This window comes from Ochrobactrum sp. EDr1-4 (assembly GCF_049199085.1).
GTDB lineage: Bacteria > Pseudomonadota > Alphaproteobacteria > Rhizobiales > Rhizobiaceae > Brucella.
This window is the reverse complement of the sequence record NZ_JBLZOF010000003.1, coordinates 411394-427389: the sequence shown is the minus strand read 5'-3', so window position 1 is coordinate 427389 and position 15996 is coordinate 411394. Positions and strand designations below refer to the sequence as shown.

Sequence of the window (15996 nt, the reverse complement as noted above, 5' to 3'; positions counted from 1 at the left end):
AAAGCCGATAAATGCTCCAAAGGTGAACGATGTCTGTGCTTCCTACCTATGATGATGTGGTATCAGCAGCCCGATTGATTGAAGGCCATGCGCATAAAACGCCTGTCTTCACCTCAGCGACCATTGACGCCCAAACGGGGGCACAGTTCTTTTTCAAATGCGAGAATTTTCAGCGCATTGGTGCTTTCAAGTTTCGCGGTGCTTACAATGCTTTGGCGCGCTTTACCGATGAGCAGAAGAAGCGTGGCGTGCTTGCCTTCTCATCTGGCAATCATGCGCAGGCGATTGCCTTATCGGCAAAGCTTCTTGGTATTGGTGCAACGATCATCATGCCCGAAGACGCACCGGCTGCAAAACTCGACGCCACACGAGGATATGGTGCAAAAGTCGTCACTTATAATCGCTACACTGAAGATCGTGATGCGCTCTCAAAGAAGCTTGCGGACGAGGGCGGCCTGACGCTCATTCCGCCGTTCAATCATCCTGATATTATTGCGGGGCAGGGTACAGCAACCAAAGAACTCATCGAAGAGGTTGGGCCACTCGATGCATTGTTCGTCTGTCTCGGAGGTGGTGGCCTGCTAGCAGGATCAGCTTTGGCTGCGAAAGTGCTTGCGCCCTCATGCGATGTTTATGGTGTTGAGCCAGAAGCCGGCAATGATGGCCAGCAGTCATTGCGCTCGGGGAAAATTGTTCACATCGACGTACCAAAGACATTGGCAGATGGCGCGCAGACGCAGGCGCTCGGCGATATGACTTTTGCGGTCATTCAGAAAACCGTTCGGGATATTTTGGCTGTCAGCGATGATGAACTGGTGCAGGGTATGAAATTCTTCGCCAGTCGTATGAAGATGGTGGTTGAACCGACTGGTTGTCTGGGCTTCGCTGGGGCTATGCAAATGGCACCAGAACTGAAAGGCAAACGCGTCGGCGTGATCGTCAGCGGTGGCAATGTTGATCTCGAGAGATTTGCCGCACTGGTTGGCTAAAATATCTGATCACGGTTTGATCTTGTTTTTGAGTGCCGAATCCTGTCTGAACAGGGGATGCAGTTTTCACCAGAACAGGATCAGGCTTTAAAAGCCGTTGGAAAATGGCTGAAGGAAGGGCGTTCGCCAATCTTCAGGCTTTTTGGTTATGCCGGAACAGGTAAAACCACACTTGCGCGCTATTTTGCCGAGCACGTGGATGGTGAAGTGCAATTTGCGGCATTTACCGGCAAGGCCGCGCAGGTACTGCGCTCCAAGGGCGCAAACAATGCCCGCACGCTGCATTCGCTGATTTATCGTCCGCGCGGCGAAGAAGCCATTGAAGACGAAACAACTGGCAAGACATCGATTGCGCCGACGTTTTCGCTCAATCGTCAAAGCCCGGTAGCCAAAGCAGCGCTCATTGTTGTGGACGAATGTTCGATGGTCGATGAGCAGCTTGGCCGAGATCTGATGACTTTTGGCACGCCTATTCTCGTGCTGGGTGATCCGGGGCAGTTGCCACCGATTTCGGGTGGTGGATTCTTTACTGAACACGAGCCGGATTATCTGCTCACTGAAATTCATCGTCAGGCACGTGACAACCCGATTATTCGCATGGCGCTGGATGTCCGCGAAGGCCGAGAGTTGAGTTATTGCGATGAAGGTCGGGCAAAGATTATTTCCAAGTCTGAGGTTAATCAGGATTTGGTTCTTTCCGCCGATCAGGTGCTTGTGGGGACGAATCGCACACGCAAGCGCTATAACCAACGGCTCCGCGAGCTGAAAGGCTTTAGCGCTGAGTATCCGCAGGCAGGCGATAAGCTTGTGTGCCTGCGCAATGATCCGGCCAAGGGGTTGTTGAACGGCTCGCTTTGGAAAGTCATGACCTCATCCAAGGAAACAGTGAAGCCAGGCATTAATCTGCTTGTTTCACCAGAAGATGAAGATCGCGGTGTTGCCAAGATCAAGTTGCTCAAGGCGCAGTTTGAAGACCCGGACGCTGAAATTCCGTGGCAGACGAAGAAGCGCTTCGATGATTTCGATTATGGTTATGCGCTGACAGTGCATAAAGCGCAGGGTTCTCAGTGGGACAATGTTGTTTTGTTCGACGAGAGCTACGCGTTCCGTGACACACGTGAGCGCTGGCTATATACAGCCATAACCCGCGCGGCAGAGCAGCTTACAATCGTCAAATAATTATTAGTCAGCGGGTTCGGCGTTTAGCCATGCCCATGCTTTTGGTTCATCTTCCGTTTCGAATGTCTTCATTTCGATAGAAAGAAATGGCTGCATCAGTGTGACGCTGGCTTGTATCCATAGTGGTCCACCAACAATCGCGTAACGACGCAGGTGACGCAGCGACTTGGCGCGCATCGACAACATGCTTTCGGAAAATGCAGAGCCCCAATCGACGCCTTCGTATCCAGTCAGACGAATGAGAAGATCGATCTCTTCATGTCCTTCATAGGCTGCATCGAGCAGGCCATAAAGATTTTCGAGTGCTGCATCATCAAGATGCCCTTCGATTGCAAAGGCAAACACATCTTCACGATTGGTTTGAATGCGACGGACGACAGGAATGTCTTCATTGCGCATAAGGACCTCCATTGGGAAATATTGTTCTTTAAAAACGTCATGTGTTTTGTCGGCTTTAACGTTTTTGAGGGGGCAAAAGTTGCGTTCCGATAGATAATATTTGAGTGATATATTTCTTGACGATTCATTGTGGGGTGCGACCGGAAAGCACTGACATTTTTTACTATCGCGGGATATAAAGCCATATCCTTATCTGTGGGAGCTATGCTCTATGCCTGCAAAATTGTCTGTCAATCTCAATGCTATAGCCATGTTACGCAATCGCCGTGATCTACCATGGCCAAGCGTTACAGGCCTTGGGCGAGCAGCGCTTGCAGCGGGTGCCGCTGGTTTGACAGTGCATCCACGTCCTGATCAGCGCCATATTCGTTTTTCCGATCTGGGCGATATTCGCGCACTCATTGATGATGAATATCCGCAGGCTGAGTTCAATATTGAGGGTTTTCCGACAGAGGCATTTCTTGATCTGGTTGACAAGCATCAGCCGGAACAGGTGACGCTTGTTCCAGATGATCCAATGCAGGCAACGTCTGATCACGGTTGGGATTTTGAAACCAAATCTGATTTTCTGGCTCCGATTGTTCAGCTCCTCAAGGCAAATGGTATGCGTGTGTCACTGTTTGCTGACCCTGATCCGCTTGGCTATGATAAGGCTAAAGCGATTGGTGCTGATCGTATTGAGCTTTACACTGGCCCTTATGGCGCGACCTATGATGATCCTGCTGCTGCAACGCGCGAGCTTGGTCGTATCGGTAAGGCAGCTGATGCGGCCACGAAGCTGGGGCTCGCAATCAATGCCGGCCACGATTTGACAGTTGAAAATCTACCTGCGCTGGTCAAACGTGTACCGCAGTTAAGCGAAGTATCTATCGGTCATGGCCTGACGGCAGATGCTTTGATGTATGGCATGCCGGTTACGGTCAGTCGTTATATTGCTGCGCTGGCGGGATAGGTGGTGCATAAAATGCATGGCTACTAAACAAGCTGTGCGAAATCTGCATTTGTGCGCGGACGTAACAAGTTATAGACCGCGCGCCTGATGTTTATGTGCTGGGGGCATGCAGGATCAATTAAGGGAAGCATAAATGAAGTTTTCCGCAGTCCAAGATTTGTACCCCGGCGATTGCTTAAGTTATCTGAATTTTGTTTTCGTCGAACTGTCGAGTTGTTAGCGGACTGAACGAGGAACTTTTACGTCTGGCCAGAGTTTTTTGCTGACGAAGATTTTCCTCTTTTTCTTTTTTCCTGCAGGTTTAAAAATTACGGCCTTGTGAGGTGTCTGCATATGAGCAGCGAGAATAATGATAAGAACCAGCCAGTTGCAGATGAAGCACAGGCCGGTTCTCAAAACACGCTGCCTGTTGGCGTTATTCCTGAAAACGGCACAGTTTCTGAAGAAAACGATCATTCGCAAGACAGCATGAAAATGCTCGTGCTTGGGGCATTGGGCGTTGTTTACGGCGATATTGGAACCAGTCCGATCTACGCGTTTCGCGAAGCGCTGCACGCAGCAACGTCGGATGGCATTCTGTCGCGAAGTGATATTCTCGGTGTCGTTTCGCTAATTTTTTGGGCGCTTTTGCTCGTTGTTACTATCAAATACGTGATTTACGTGCTGCGAGCCGACAATAACGGCGAAGGCGGCATTCTCTCTCTGATGGCTTTGGTGCGGGCTGCCTTGAAGGGGCGGCCTGACGTCATTTTGGCAGCCGGTATCTGTGGTGCAGCGCTGTTTTTTGGCGATGCGGTGATCACGCCCGCGATTTCTGTACTGTCAGCCGTTGAGGGCGTGCAGATCGTAGCACCCCACATGACGCCCTTTGTGGTGCCGATTACGGTGGTTATCCTTGTTGTTCTGTTTTCAATCCAGAAATATGGAACGGGCAAGGTCGCGATTGTATTCGGGCCCGTTATGGCGGTGTGGTTTCTGGCGCTCGGCGCTTCCGGGCTATGGCACATCTTTGATGACCCGACCGTTATGGCGGCACTCAATCCTTATTATGCGCTGCGTTTTCTGGTGGTTAGCCCCGGTGTGGCCTTCATCACAGTTGGCGCAGTGTTCCTTGCGATGACGGGCGCTGAGGCGCTTTATGCTGACCTTGGTCATTTTGGCCGTAAGCCGATTGTTCGCGCATGGCTTTGGATCGTGTTTCCATGCCTGCTGCTCAATTATTTTGGGCAGGCAGCATTCGTGCTTTCGCATGGTGAAGCGGCTGCTCTGCCATTCTTCCAGATGATGCCTGAATTTGCGCTTTGGCCGATGGTGTTGTTGGCGACTGCTGCAACTGTGATTGCCAGTCAGGCGGTTATCAGTGGTGCGTTTTCGGTGGCACGTCAGGCCGTGCAGCTCAATATCCTGCCGCGTCTGGAAATTCAGCACACGTCGGAAAAGCTGCATGGGCAGATCTATATTCCACGCGTCAATCTTCTGCTTGGTCTAACCGTTATCATTCTGGTGCTTGGTTTCGAGAAGTCGAACAATCTGGCTTCGGCTTATGGTATCGCCGTGACTGGCAATATGCTGGTCACGACCGGGCTTCTTTATTTCGTCATGACGCGCATCTGGAACTGGCGTGTCAGCCGCGCTCTGCCGATTATTGTCGGCTTTTTGATTATTGATCTTCTGTTTTTCAGTGCCAACATCATCAAGGTGCATGACGGCGGTTGGGCGTCGATCCTGTTTGCTGCAATTCTCGTGGTTATCATGTGGACGTGGGTACGCGGTACGCGTCATCTGTTCCAGAAAACACGTAAGGCAGAAGTGCCGCTTGATCTGATCGTTGAGCAGATGAACAAACGTCCGCCCACGATTGTTCCCGGCACGGCCGTGTTTTTGACAGGTGATCCCAAGAGCGCACCAACTGCGCTTATGCATAGCCTCAAGCATTACAAAGTTTTGCATCAGAACAATGTGATCTTGACGGTGGTAACAGCGTCAAAGCCTTGGGTTTCGAGCGCAGATCGTGTGCGTGTTTCGCAATATAATGAGCGTTTCATGCAAGTGACGCTGACGTTTGGCTATATGCAGCAGCCGAACATCCCGCGTGCTTTGGGGCTTTGCCGTAGGCTTGGCTGGAAATTTGATATCATGACGACGTCATTCTTCCTGTCGCGTCGCTGGCTGAAAGCATCGGCGCATTCGGGTATGCCGCTTTGGCAGGATAAGCTGTTTATCTTGCTCGCTAGGACGGCATCGGATGCAACGGAATATTTCCAAATTCCAACGGGCCGCGTTGTGGAAATTGGAACGCAGGTGAATATCTGAGGTTTCAGTTATAAAATCTCTAAGGGCGTCTTCTCAGGAATTGATTCCAGAAGGCGCCCTTTCATTTTGAATTTGCTGGCTTCTTTTTAGTGTCGGACACAGTGTTCGGATCACAATTCTAAAATCTGTATTCGCTTTAAAAAATCCTGCTTGACGATGACCATATCTCAGACTAATAAACGGAACCGTACCGTACGGTACAAGTTGGAGGGATCAACCGGTGACTGATAAAAGCGAAGAATTGCAGGCTCAGAAGCAGCCGTCTTTCTCGCCGCGTCAGAACGAAGTTCTGGAGCAGGCGTTGCGCCTTCTTGTTGAAGGCGGGGACCGCGCTTTGACAACGGCAAGCATTGCGCGTGCTGCAAATTGCTCCAAAGAAAGCCTCTATAAATGGTTTGGTGATCGCGATGGTTTGCTGACCGCGATGGTTCGCTGGCAGGCATCGAAGGTTCGCGTTGTGCCTGTGGCACGCGAGAAGCTGGATGCGGAATCGCTTTTCTCAAGCCTTGAACATTTTGCTCGTGACTGGTTGCTGGTTCTCTCGGGGCGCACTTCCGTTGCGCTGAACCGTCTGGCCGTCAGTCACTCTGCCTCTGGTAAGTCAGCATTGGGTGACATCGTTCTCTCGAATGGTCCGGTTGCCATGGCCAAGCGTCTTAAGCCGATCCTTGAAATGGGACAGGAAGCAAAGCTTCTGGCTTTCGACGATATTGATGAAGCTTTTCGTGCATTTTTCGGACTTGTCGTTCGGGATATGCAAATCCGGTTGCTGCTCGGCGACCGGTTGGAATTGACTGACGAAGTGGTAATCCGGGACGCCCGGCGCGCTACAAAGCAGTTTTTCGCTCTATACGGAGCTTAGTTTTCTGCGGATACGAGGATGCCGCAGAATAATCTGAATGAAGGGAATATCGAAATGCGCGTTTATTACGATCGTGATGCAGACGTTAACCTGATCAAGTCGAAGAAGGTCGTTATCGTCGGCTACGGTAGCCAGGGTCGCGCTCATGCGCTCAACCTCAAGGACTCCGGCGCAGCCAATGTGCGCATCGCTCTTCGTGAAGGTTCGGCGACGGTCAAGAAGGCCGAAGCTGATGGCTTTGAAGTCATGAATGTTGCTGACGCTGCCAAGTGGGGAGATCTCCTCATGATGGCAACCCCTGATGAACTTCAGGCTGACATCTACAAGGATCACATTCAGGACAACATCCGTGACGGCGCAGCGATTGCTTTCGCACACGGCCTCAACGTTCACTTCGGCCTCATTGAGCCAAAGAAGTCCGTTGACGTTGTCATGATCGCGCCAAAGGGCCCAGGCCACACGGTTCGCGGCGAATACCAGAAGGGCGGCGGCGTTCCTTGCCTTATAGCTATCCATCAGGATGCTTCGGGCAACGCACATGATCTCGCTCTGTCCTACGCTTCGGGCGTTGGCGGCGGTCGTTCGGGCGTTATCGAAACCACCTTTAAGGAAGAGTGCGAAACCGATCTGTTCGGTGAGCAGGCTGTTCTTTGCGGCGGCGTTGTTGAACTTATCCGCACAGGTTTTGAAGTTCTGGTTGAAGCTGGTTACGCACCAGAAATGGCTTACTTCGAGTGCTTGCACGAAATGAAGCTCATCGTAGACCTGATCTACGAAGGCGGCATTGCCAACATGAACTATTCGATCTCCAACACTGCTGAGTGGGGCGAATACGTCACTGGCCCACGCATCATCACTGCAGAAACCAAAGAAGAAATGAAGCGCGTTCTGAAGGACATTCAGACCGGCAAGTTCACTTCCGATTGGATGCAGGAATACCGTGCAGGCGCAGCGCGCTTCAAGGGTATCCGTCGCAACAACGACAGCCACCAGATCGAAGAAGTTGGCGAAAAGCTCCGCGGCATGATGCCATGGATCGCAGCGAACAAGCTCGTCGACAAGGCACGCAACTAAAAATCTGCGATATTCAGGCTCTGGCCGTCTGCAAATGGCATTTTGTTTCGTTTCCGGTGCTCACGTACTTAATGTACGCTCCGCTCCGGTTCTCACAAAACACCATTTTCGGGTAGAGCGCCGTGCGCCCGTTAGGGCGCACAAAGGTCGCTCTAATTTTCAGATAGATGCGTCGATCTATCCAAAAATCGAAAACGATTTTTGGGCCGATGCGTCGGCCAGAGTCAGAATTTCATCAGATTTTGCAGTGCCCTTCGATTGAAGAAAATAAAGGGGCGTTTCTTGCGCCCCTTTCATGCATAGAGCTTTATTCGTGTGAAACGTAGCGCACGAAAAGATCGCCAAACGCCGATTGAATTTATGTTTTGTGCGTTGTTCAGCCAAAACAATTCAGAATATCTTTATTCCGTCTGAGCATGGAAGAAAGTGTTCTCGTTAGCAAAAAATTGCGCTATCGCTAGAACTTTATCTGGCGAGTTTGAGGAGGCTTTGCCTCCATCATATTGAGGAGATTTCCGGTGCTGGACTGGGAAACTGTATTTGCAACGCGCTCGAAGCGTATGCGCGCTTCGGAAATCCGTGAACTTCTGAAATTGCTGGAGCGTCCGGATATTATTTCTTTTGCTGGCGGTATTCCGGACCCGGCATTGTTTCCGCATGCTGAATTTCAGAGCGCTTATCAGGATATTTTTGGTGGCCCTGAAGCCAATGCAGCTCTACAATATTCGGTATCTGAAGGCTATAAGCCGTTGCGCTCATGGCTTGTAGGCGAACTTGCTAAAATCGGCATTCCCTGCACGGAAGATAATGTCTTCATTACGTCCGGTTCGCAGCAGGCGCTCGATTATCTCGGCAAGCTTTTCATTTCGCCTAATGATACGGCACTCGTGACAGCGCCTACCTATCTTGGTGCGTTGCAGGCATTTAATGCCTATGAGCCGACCTATGACATTCTCTCGCTCAATGGAAACCGCACACCGGCTTCCTATAAGCAGCATGCGGAAGATGCTGGCGGTCAGGTAAAGTTTGCTTATCTCTCGGCAGATTTCAGCAATCCAACTGGCGAAACCGTTGATCTCGCAGGCCGCAAGAAGCTTATGGCTGATGCGGATGAGCTCGATATTCCGATCATCGAAGACGCTGCTTATCAGTATCTGCGTTACAATGGCGAAGCCATTGCGCCGATCCTGTCGCTCGATATTGAGCGCAACGGCGGTGATATTGAAAAGACCCGCACGATCTATTGCGGCTCGTTCTCGAAGACCCTCGCACCAGGTCTGCGTGTTGGCTATGTGGTTGCGTCGCAGGCGGTTATCCGCAAGCTCGTTCTGATGAAACAGGCGGCTGATCTTCATTCTTCGACGATCAACCAGATTGTTGTTCATCGCGTAGCCTCAAAAGGTTTCGATGCACAAGTCGCAAAGCTGCATGGTGTTTATAAGCACCGCCGCGACAAGATGCTGGAAGCGTTGGCCAAGTATATGCCGGAAGGCACAGACTGGACCAAGCCTGAAGGCGGCATGTTCATCTGGGTTACGCTGCCAAAGGGCATGGATGGTGCATCACTGCTTGCAGCTTCTATCGAAAGCGAGAAGGTGGCTTTCGTACCAGGTAAGGCATTCTTTGCTGATGGTACGGGCGCGAATACGCTGCGCCTGAGCTATTCATGTGCCAATGATGAAATGATTGATGAAGGTATCATGCGACTTGGTCGCTTGATCCGCACGCATTCCAAATCGGAAGCTGCATAAATTCAGAAGCCGGGCATTGCCCGGCTTTTTTGTTTCATTGGAATGGCGAATTGCAGCCCGTGCGCGGCCCTGCCAAGGGTTGGTATGTGTTATCCGAAGTACGATAGCTGCGGTACTGGTTCGAGCACCATGAAATATGGTTGCTGCTTGGGCCGACTGTTTTCACTGCTCTGCGATCAGCTGGTCGCACCTGAAGCGGATCACCATTCTTGTAGATCGGTATGCCTTCGCGCGAGATGTAATTGCCGCTGTCCCGGCATCCCGCGCCATAGCATTTGGGCGATCCGGCCTTTGGCTGATAGGAGCGTGGCAATGCGCCAGCAACAGGCGGTGTGCTTGGGCGCAAAGACGGCACGTAAGGCGTATTCAAATCAACAGCCGCAGCGCTGCCGACGAGGCTTGCCGCAAACAGACCTGTGCAAATTGTAATGCGTCCTATCTTTCCAAGCATTTCGTTATCCTGATTAAAAATATTATATGGTGACGTTTTCGAACAAAGCCAATGTGGCTGTAAAATCCTGAAAAGAACCACTTGCTAATTATAGCGCAAGTCGCGAAATTGCGCAGGCATGTTGACAATAGCCACATTTAATGTCGAAAATCTGATGCGCCGGTTTGATTTTTCCGGTTTTCGCAATGAATTGCATCAGGACCGCTCGCTTAAGCTCTTTGAGATCAGCGATGAAAAGCAATACCGTCTGCTTGAGCAGGCGCGGGCGGTTGCCCATACCGACGATACGCGGCAGATGACGGCTTTGGCTATTGCTGAAACGCGCGCCGATGTGCTTTGCCTGCAAGAAGTCGATAATCTCGCTGCACTCAATGCCTTTGAATATGGCTATCTTTTCAAGATGGTCGGGCAGGGCTATCGCAACAAATATCTAATCGATGGTAACGATAGTCGTGGCATCGACGTTGCCGTCATGGCGCGGGATACGACGCGGGATGGTCAGCGGATTGAAGTGCTGGAAGTCACCAGCCATGCGCATGTAACCTATAAAGAACTCGACCTTTATCAGCCGGTGCTGGCTGAACTGGGATTAGAGCCGCATGACCGCATTTTCAAACGCGATTGTCTTTGTCTTGATATGCGTATCGACGGCAAGCCTTTGACATTGTTTGTCGTACATCTGAAATCGATGGGCGGTTCCCGCAACGGGATGGATGGTCGCACCGCGTCATTACCTGTCAGACACGCCGAAACGCGTGCAATTCGCCATATCATTGAAGAGAAGTTTGGCTCGGGCAATACAGCAGACAAGCGCTGGCTCATTTGCGGTGATTTCAATGATTATCGTGAGCGGATTATCATCGAGGGTGATGAGTGGAACGGTTATCAGTTCACGCCGGTTAAAGAAGCGGCCAGTGCGCTCGATACTTTGTTGAATGATGGCTTTGCTATCAATCTCGTGGAACGTCGCCTAGAGATGGATCGTTGGACGCTTTATCATACGCGTGGGCCGCAGGAGCGCCATCTTTGCCAGCTTGATTACATCCTCGCGTCGCCAGCGCTGGCAGACAAAAACGGTGGTGCGATCCCGCAGATTATCCGCCGTGGTCAGCCATGGCGCACGGTTTTTCCGCCGGGACAGGAGGTGGATCGCTATCCACGCACTGGATGGGATCGCCCGAAAGCCAGCGACCATTGCCCTGTGGCCGTGACGCTGAACATCGTTTGAGATTGAGGTCGCGCATGCAGAATGTAAAAGAAAACACGATCTATGAAATTGACCGTGTTGATGTGCAGGTTTTGCCCGGCCCACTTGATTACACGCAGGCGAACAACCTAGCCATTGCCGAAAACTGGCAGGGTGAATGTCAGGCCAATCCGACATTGTTTGATGGTGAAATTTATCTGGCACCTCAAGCGAGACTTGAAGGGTGTTCATTCACCGCCGGTTTTCATCGCACAAGCTTTGCAACGCTCATGTATTGGCGCAAAGACAAGCAAACGGTGCGGCCATGGCACATCTTTGGCGTGGGCGTCATAGTTTCGGCAGAGGGACATCTGATGGCTGCGCGCATGAGTTCACACAATGCTGTGGCCGGCCGCGTTTATTTTCCCGCAGGCTCGATTGATGACAATGATGTTGTCGACGGACATGCGGATTATGAAACCAATATGGCTCGTGAAGTCTTTGAGGAAACGGGCATAAAGCTTGGTGATGCCAAGGTGGAAGCAAAGACGCATCTGGTGACAGCTGACGGGAGCGTTGCGCTTTTTCGTCGTTATTATTTTGATCTTTCAACCGCTGAATTGCTGAAGCAGATTGAGACCAATCTGGCGCAACAGGCGGAGCCGGAGCTGTCAGAAATCATTCCGGTCACACAGGCTGGGGCAATGGGACCGGCGACGCCGCCTTATGTGCGGGCGTTTGCTGACTGGCATTTTGATAATCAACAGTAACGATTGGTTCTTACAGATGACAGCGCCGATAAATTGGCTATGCTCGCAGCTCAAGGCTATTCGCCGACTGTGATCTGAGGGAGACGTGAACGATGACCGAAGCTGCCAGTGCCGGCCGGTATTATGAGGTTTTTGATGTTTTTGCCGATAAGGCATTGGCAGGAAACCCACTGGCTGTCGTTCATGACTGCGAAGGTCTGACCGATGCGCGCATGCAGGCAATAGCGCGCGAGTTTAACCTGTCTGAGACGGTCTTCATTTTCCCGCCTGAAAATCCCATGCACGAAGCGGCGGTCCGTATTTTTACACCTGATTACGAACTGCCTTTTGCAGGGCACCCGACTGTTGGTGCCGCTGTATCTCTGGCACGACATCGCAGGACAGGTGATGAGTCCGACCGGATTGTTACGCTGGAAGAAAAAGTCGGCGTTGTTCGTTGCGGGGTTATTCTCGGTGAGAACAGTGCCTTTGCCGAATTTGATCTGCCACGCTTGCCAGAAAAGATCGATATTAAAATCGAGAAAGAAGAAGCCGCTGCCGCTATCGGACTTGGTACGCATGAAATTGGTTTTGAAAATCATATTCCAGCGATATGGAGCGCTGGCACTCCCTATCTGCTCGTGCCGGTTCATAACCTGATTGCGGCTGCAAAAGTCTCTATTGATCCCGTTTATGTCAGCGAAAGCCTGCCGCATGTCGGCGACCGGCCCTTGCCGATCTATGTCTATTGCCGTGAGACAATCTTGTTCGATAGCAACTATCACGCACGTATGTTTGTGACAGGATCGAATGTCTATGAAGACCCAGCGACAGGGTCTGCTGCTGCTGCTTTTGCGGGCATGATCCTTGCCAAAGACAAGCCCATGGATGGCAGTTCGCAATGGTGGATTGAGCAGGGCATGGAGATGGGCCGCCCTTCGCGTATTCGTCTTGAGCTTGATGTTTCTAAACAAGTGCTGACCGGCGCGCGTATTGGTGGGACGGCTGTGAAGATTGCAGAAGGGCGCTTGTTCGTTTGATTTTCATGTTTTGATTGCAGTCAAAGCGCAATCGCTGCTCCATAGTAATCTATCGATAGGTTCGATGAATAAGGGACGCTGGATATGCTGATCAAAGAAATGTCTGAAATTGATGTCCGCGATATGATCCAGCATACCGAGATTGGTCGGCTGGGTTATGTGCTTGATAATCGGCCCTATGTCGTACCGCTTGGGTTTAAGTTCAGCGGCGGCGCGCTCTATTCTTTCACTACAGACGGTCAGAAAACTGAGGCCATGCGAAAGAACAGTGCTGTCTGTATTTTATTCGATCAGATTGTCTCAAAAACGCAATGGCGCAGCGTTGTCGTGAATGGTCATTATCGCGAAATTACGCGGGATCAGGAAAAGGCCGCCATCGTGAATATGCTCTCAAATGAGCCAACGTGGTGGGAACCAGCTTACACCAAGACGATTACCAGTGGCGGCACACAACGCAAACTGGATCCAGTTTTCTTCCGCGTTGATATTGAAAGCGCCACTGGGCATCAGACGGCCTAATTGTCTCTTTTGCGCATTATCCCGCACAAAACTGCTTCGCACTTTTGTTGGGAATGCTTTAGCGGACTACCAGCACCGGAACCTTGCTGTGCGTCACGACTTCATAAGTCTGACTGCCAAGCAACATGCCTTTGAGGCCACGGCGACCATGTGACGCCATAACAATCAGGTCGTTGCGTAGTTCTTTGGCGGTTTCGATAATCGATGTCGCAGGATGCTGTGCCACGACATGCAATGTATGAATTTCAACACCTGCTTCATTTGCTAGTTCACGGGCGCGTGCGAGAGCCGCGTCAGCAAAGTCGTTCCACTCTTCTTCATAACGTTCGATGAAGGTAGGGCTGTCGGTAAATCCACCCGGGAGGCCGGAAAGCGAATAGGGTGCAGTCACAGTGAGGACAGTCACTTTGCTGCCCATGGCTTTTGCCGTGTCAAATCCATGAACAAGACCGCGTTCCGCAAACTCTGAACCATCGGTAGTGACCAGTATATTCTTATACATCGTGCCCTCGCTTTGACTTTATGCAACTTTAAAGTAGTTACTCAGACGATCATAACAAACCGTATATGTCGTTGATATAAAATAGAATAGGGCTTCGATAATCCATGCCACTTGATTGCGATACATTTCATGCGAGCTGGGTTGCGACTGTTCTTAATCTGGATTGGCCATCGAGAGCTTCTACACAGATTGAAAATGATTCCGAACGCGTGAAGCGCCAGAAGCAAGAGCTGGTGCGCATGTTTGATGAGGCAACCGAACATGGCATCAATGCTGTTATTTTTCAGGTTTCGCCTGCTGCGGACGCCTTTTATAAATCAGATTATCTGCCGTGGTCGTCTTATCTGACAGGCACGCTTGGAAAAGATCCGGGCTTTGACCCGTTGCGCTTTGCGATTTCGGAAGCACATAAGCGCGGTATTGAGCTTCATGCATGGCTTAATCCCTACCGGGTTTCGATGGATGTGCGGCCTGCGACACGCAAAGAGCTGAAGGGCTCTTCCAATGATTCCCCGCCGAGCGTCTATAAGACCAATCCGGAATGGGTGGGTATTTCAGCGGATCGTTATGTCCTTGATCCAGGCATTCCGGCTGTGCGCCAATGGGTGAGTAATATCACTGCCGAAGTGGTTCAGAAATACGATGTCGATGGTATCCAGTTCGACGATTATTTCTATTATGAAACCCAAGGCTCGCCGCTCAAGGATGACAAAACCTATAAGCGTTTTGGGACAAAGTTCTCCAGTAAGTATGACTGGCGACGCTACAATACTTATACGCTGGTGCAGGAAATTTCAGACCGGATCAAGGCGATCAAACCGCATGTTCAGTTTGGCATTAGCCCGGGCGGTGTCTGGCGCAATCAGGCGGATGATCCGCGTGGCTCTGCGACGCGTGCGGGCAAAACTAATTATGATGGCGACTTCGCTGATACGCGCGCTTGGGTGAAGGATGGTCTCATCGACTATATAGCGCCGCAGGTTTACTGGTCGTCCGGGCGCAAAGATGTGCCCTATGGTCCGATTGTCAGATGGTGGGCGGATACTGTGCGCGGTTCGAAGACCGATCTCTATATCGGTATGGCGCTATATCGGGCTGGTAGTTCTTCGAAGTCTGAACCCGAGTGGCTTGAGGGAAATGGCGTCGATGAAATTAAGCGCCAGCTTGATCTCAACAACGCAATACCAGAGGTAAAAGGCAGCATTCTTTTCCGCCAAGGATTTCTGTCTGATCCCAAACTTAAAAGCGTTTCTGCATATTTGAAAAAAAGATGGGGCAAGTGCAGCCCGCAAAAATAGCGGGTGAGATCGCATATATTTATTATCTAATTGATTTAAATCAAAGAAAGCATCTGCCTGCTGGTGCTAGTGATTGATCGTTGTCAGGTTCCACCAGAACTGACGGCCCGGGATGTCGAGGCCCAACCTAAAGCGACATCCCGGCTAAGAATTTCTCATTCAAGGATCTGTCGAGCGCACCAGCGCGATCTTTTTTTGCAGTGTTGCCCTGATCGACAGTCAGCGGGTGCTGTCAACATTGCCCTCCATCTCTCTCAATCAGCACCCGCGAAAACTCCTTTTCAAAATACCTTGTGCTTCAATAGCTTCTGAATGTTTGCTGCCAATGTGATTCAGAGGGGCATTATGTTGCAGTTGATAATCTGCGATCCGCTTGCTATCGCTCGCCCTAGGATACGGTTCTGCCCGCAAGGGTGGATGAAAAGGGAACACGGTGAGGCTTATTTGAAGAGCTGAGACCGAGACTGCCCCCGCAACTGTGACCGGAGAGTCGTCCTCCCATGATCGTTATCGCGATCATAGCCACTGAACATTCGCGTTCGGGAAGGCGGAGGATTGATGAAGACCCGGAAGTCAGGAGACCTGCCGCATCCAGTCACCCATGGCTGACACGAGGGGTGTCCAGTCGCGGCCGTCCGTAGCGGTGACATTGTGAAATGTTGCCGTGGGACAAAGACGGGGCGTTTACGCCCTGATTTCTGACACCTGCGGTGAAGCAACGCTTGCGCGCAG

The 15996-nt window shown here is 51.1% G+C and carries 15 protein-coding genes and 1 riboswitch; of the genes, 12 read left to right on the top strand and 3 right to left on the bottom strand.

All coding sequences use genetic code 11. The annotated features are described in order from the left end of the window. The first annotated feature begins 29 nt into the window (after positions 1-29). Both ACOZHT_RS13130 and ACOZHT_RS13125 read left to right on the top strand, forming a co-directional pair. The gene (locus tag ACOZHT_RS13130; RefSeq protein ID WP_339511754.1) at positions 30-989 is read left to right on the top strand and encodes a threo-3-hydroxy-L-aspartate ammonia-lyase; all 960 of its coding nucleotides are present in this window, start codon (positions 30-32) and stop codon (positions 987-989) included. Between the two features lie 57 nt (positions 990-1046). Then, on the top strand, positions 1047-2168 hold the full coding sequence (locus ACOZHT_RS13125) for an ATP-dependent RecD-like DNA helicase (RefSeq protein ID WP_339511755.1): 1122 nt from the start codon (positions 1047-1049) through the stop codon (positions 2166-2168). A 3-nt stretch (positions 2169-2171) separates the two neighbouring features. Here ACOZHT_RS13125 and ACOZHT_RS13120 read toward each other — a convergent pair whose 3' ends face one another. After that, complete coding sequence (locus ACOZHT_RS13120; RefSeq protein WP_339511756.1) at positions 2172-2567, bottom strand: STAS/SEC14 domain-containing protein; 396 nt, start codon at positions 2565-2567, stop codon at positions 2172-2174. Positions 2568-2778: 211 nt separating this feature from the next. Here ACOZHT_RS13120 and ACOZHT_RS13115 point away from each other — a divergent pair, with 211 nt between their 5' ends. From ACOZHT_RS13115 to ACOZHT_RS13095, 5 genes are all read left to right on the top strand, one after another. Beyond that, positions 2779-3519 (top strand): pyridoxine 5'-phosphate synthase, encoded by a 741-nt coding sequence (locus ACOZHT_RS13115; protein ID WP_339511757.1) that lies wholly within the window; start codon positions 2779-2781, stop codon positions 3517-3519. Between the two features lie 468 nt (positions 3520-3987). After that, positions 3988-5832, top strand: coding sequence for a potassium transporter Kup (locus ACOZHT_RS13110; protein ID WP_339511794.1), 1845 nt, complete (start codon positions 3988-3990; stop codon positions 5830-5832). A gap of 220 nt (positions 5833-6052) precedes the next feature. Further along, the gene (locus tag ACOZHT_RS13105) at positions 6053-6694 is read left to right on the top strand and encodes a TetR/AcrR family transcriptional regulator (RefSeq protein ID WP_250038896.1); all 642 of its coding nucleotides are present in this window, start codon (positions 6053-6055) and stop codon (positions 6692-6694) included. Positions 6695-6748: 54 nt separating this feature from the next. Further along, positions 6749-7768, top strand: coding sequence for a ketol-acid reductoisomerase (gene ilvC / locus ACOZHT_RS13100; protein WP_007875687.1), 1020 nt, complete (start codon positions 6749-6751; stop codon positions 7766-7768). A 518-nt stretch (positions 7769-8286) separates the two neighbouring features. Further along, positions 8287-9519, top strand: coding sequence for a PLP-dependent aminotransferase family protein (locus ACOZHT_RS13095; RefSeq protein ID WP_339513668.1), 1233 nt, complete (start codon positions 8287-8289; stop codon positions 9517-9519). 34 nt (positions 9520-9553) lie between these two features. Here the strand turns inward: ACOZHT_RS13095 and ACOZHT_RS13090 are convergent, their stop codons facing one another. Further along, positions 9554-9970, bottom strand: a complete 417-nt coding sequence (locus ACOZHT_RS13090) for a BA14K family protein (RefSeq protein ID WP_339513670.1) — start codon at positions 9968-9970, stop codon at positions 9554-9556. A gap of 118 nt (positions 9971-10088) precedes the next feature. Here ACOZHT_RS13090 and ACOZHT_RS13085 point away from each other — a divergent pair, with 118 nt between their 5' ends. The 4 genes from ACOZHT_RS13085 (at position 10089) to ACOZHT_RS13070 (ending at position 13464) form a co-directional block, all read left to right on the top strand. Beyond that, positions 10089-11198: an endonuclease/exonuclease/phosphatase family protein gene (locus tag ACOZHT_RS13085; RefSeq protein WP_421565813.1), complete on the top strand. Its 1110-nt coding sequence runs from the start codon at positions 10089-10091 to the stop codon at positions 11196-11198. Positions 11199-11212: 14 nt separating this feature from the next. Then, positions 11213-11926: an NUDIX domain-containing protein gene (locus ACOZHT_RS13080; RefSeq protein WP_339513674.1), complete on the top strand. Its 714-nt coding sequence runs from the start codon at positions 11213-11215 to the stop codon at positions 11924-11926. Between the two features lie 92 nt (positions 11927-12018). Further along, the gene (locus tag ACOZHT_RS13075) at positions 12019-12945 is read left to right on the top strand and encodes a PhzF family phenazine biosynthesis protein (RefSeq protein ID WP_339513675.1); all 927 of its coding nucleotides are present in this window, start codon (positions 12019-12021) and stop codon (positions 12943-12945) included. 84 nt (positions 12946-13029) lie between these two features. Beyond that, a complete protein-coding gene (locus ACOZHT_RS13070) occupies positions 13030-13464 on the top strand; it encodes a pyridoxamine 5'-phosphate oxidase family protein (RefSeq protein WP_339513677.1) in 435 nt (144 codons plus the stop codon). A gap of 58 nt (positions 13465-13522) precedes the next feature. Here the strand turns inward: ACOZHT_RS13070 and ACOZHT_RS13065 are convergent, their stop codons facing one another. Beyond that, positions 13523-13966 (bottom strand): universal stress protein, encoded by a 444-nt coding sequence (locus ACOZHT_RS13065; protein ID WP_421565812.1) that lies wholly within the window; start codon positions 13964-13966, stop codon positions 13523-13525. A gap of 104 nt (positions 13967-14070) precedes the next feature. Between ACOZHT_RS13065 and ACOZHT_RS13060 the strand changes: the two genes are divergently transcribed. After that, on the top strand, positions 14071-15264 hold the full coding sequence (locus ACOZHT_RS13060) for a glycoside hydrolase family 10 protein (protein WP_339513681.1): 1194 nt from the start codon (positions 14071-14073) through the stop codon (positions 15262-15264). 379 nt (positions 15265-15643) lie between these two features. Continuing rightward, positions 15644-15868, top strand: a riboswitch (cobalamin riboswitch). The last annotated feature ends 128 nt before the right edge of the window (positions 15869-15996 follow it).

Excerpts from the sequence above, each read along its gene's own strand:
- ACOZHT_RS13130 (WP_339511754.1), top strand. The coding sequence starts at position 30 with ATGTCTGTGCTTCCTACCTATGATGATGTGGTATCAGCAGCCCGATTG.
- ACOZHT_RS13125 (WP_339511755.1), top strand. The coding sequence starts at position 1,047 with ATGCAGTTTTCACCAGAACAGGATCAGGCTTTAAAAGCCGTTGGAAAA.
- ACOZHT_RS13120 (WP_339511756.1), bottom strand. The coding sequence starts at position 2,567 with ATGCGCAATGAAGACATTCCTGTCGTCCGTCGCATTCAAACCAATCGT.
- ACOZHT_RS13115 (WP_339511757.1), top strand. The coding sequence starts at position 2,779 with ATGCCTGCAAAATTGTCTGTCAATCTCAATGCTATAGCCATGTTACGC.
- ACOZHT_RS13110 (WP_339511794.1), top strand. The coding sequence starts at position 3,988 with ATGAAAATGCTCGTGCTTGGGGCATTGGGCGTTGTTTACGGCGATATT.
- ilvC (WP_007875687.1), top strand. The coding sequence starts at position 6,749 with ATGCGCGTTTATTACGATCGTGATGCAGACGTTAACCTGATCAAGTCG.
- ACOZHT_RS13090 (WP_339513670.1), bottom strand. The coding sequence starts at position 9,970 with ATGCTTGGAAAGATAGGACGCATTACAATTTGCACAGGTCTGTTTGCG.
- ACOZHT_RS13085 (WP_421565813.1), top strand. The coding sequence starts at position 10,089 with ATGTTGACAATAGCCACATTTAATGTCGAAAATCTGATGCGCCGGTTT.
- ACOZHT_RS13080 (WP_339513674.1), top strand. The coding sequence starts at position 11,213 with ATGCAGAATGTAAAAGAAAACACGATCTATGAAATTGACCGTGTTGAT.
- ACOZHT_RS13075 (WP_339513675.1), top strand. The coding sequence starts at position 12,019 with ATGACCGAAGCTGCCAGTGCCGGCCGGTATTATGAGGTTTTTGATGTT.
- ACOZHT_RS13070 (WP_339513677.1), top strand. The coding sequence starts at position 13,030 with ATGCTGATCAAAGAAATGTCTGAAATTGATGTCCGCGATATGATCCAG.
- ACOZHT_RS13065 (WP_421565812.1), bottom strand. The coding sequence starts at position 13,966 with ATGTATAAGAATATACTGGTCACTACCGATGGTTCAGAGTTTGCGGAA.
- ACOZHT_RS13060 (WP_339513681.1), top strand. The coding sequence starts at position 14,071 with ATGCCACTTGATTGCGATACATTTCATGCGAGCTGGGTTGCGACTGTT.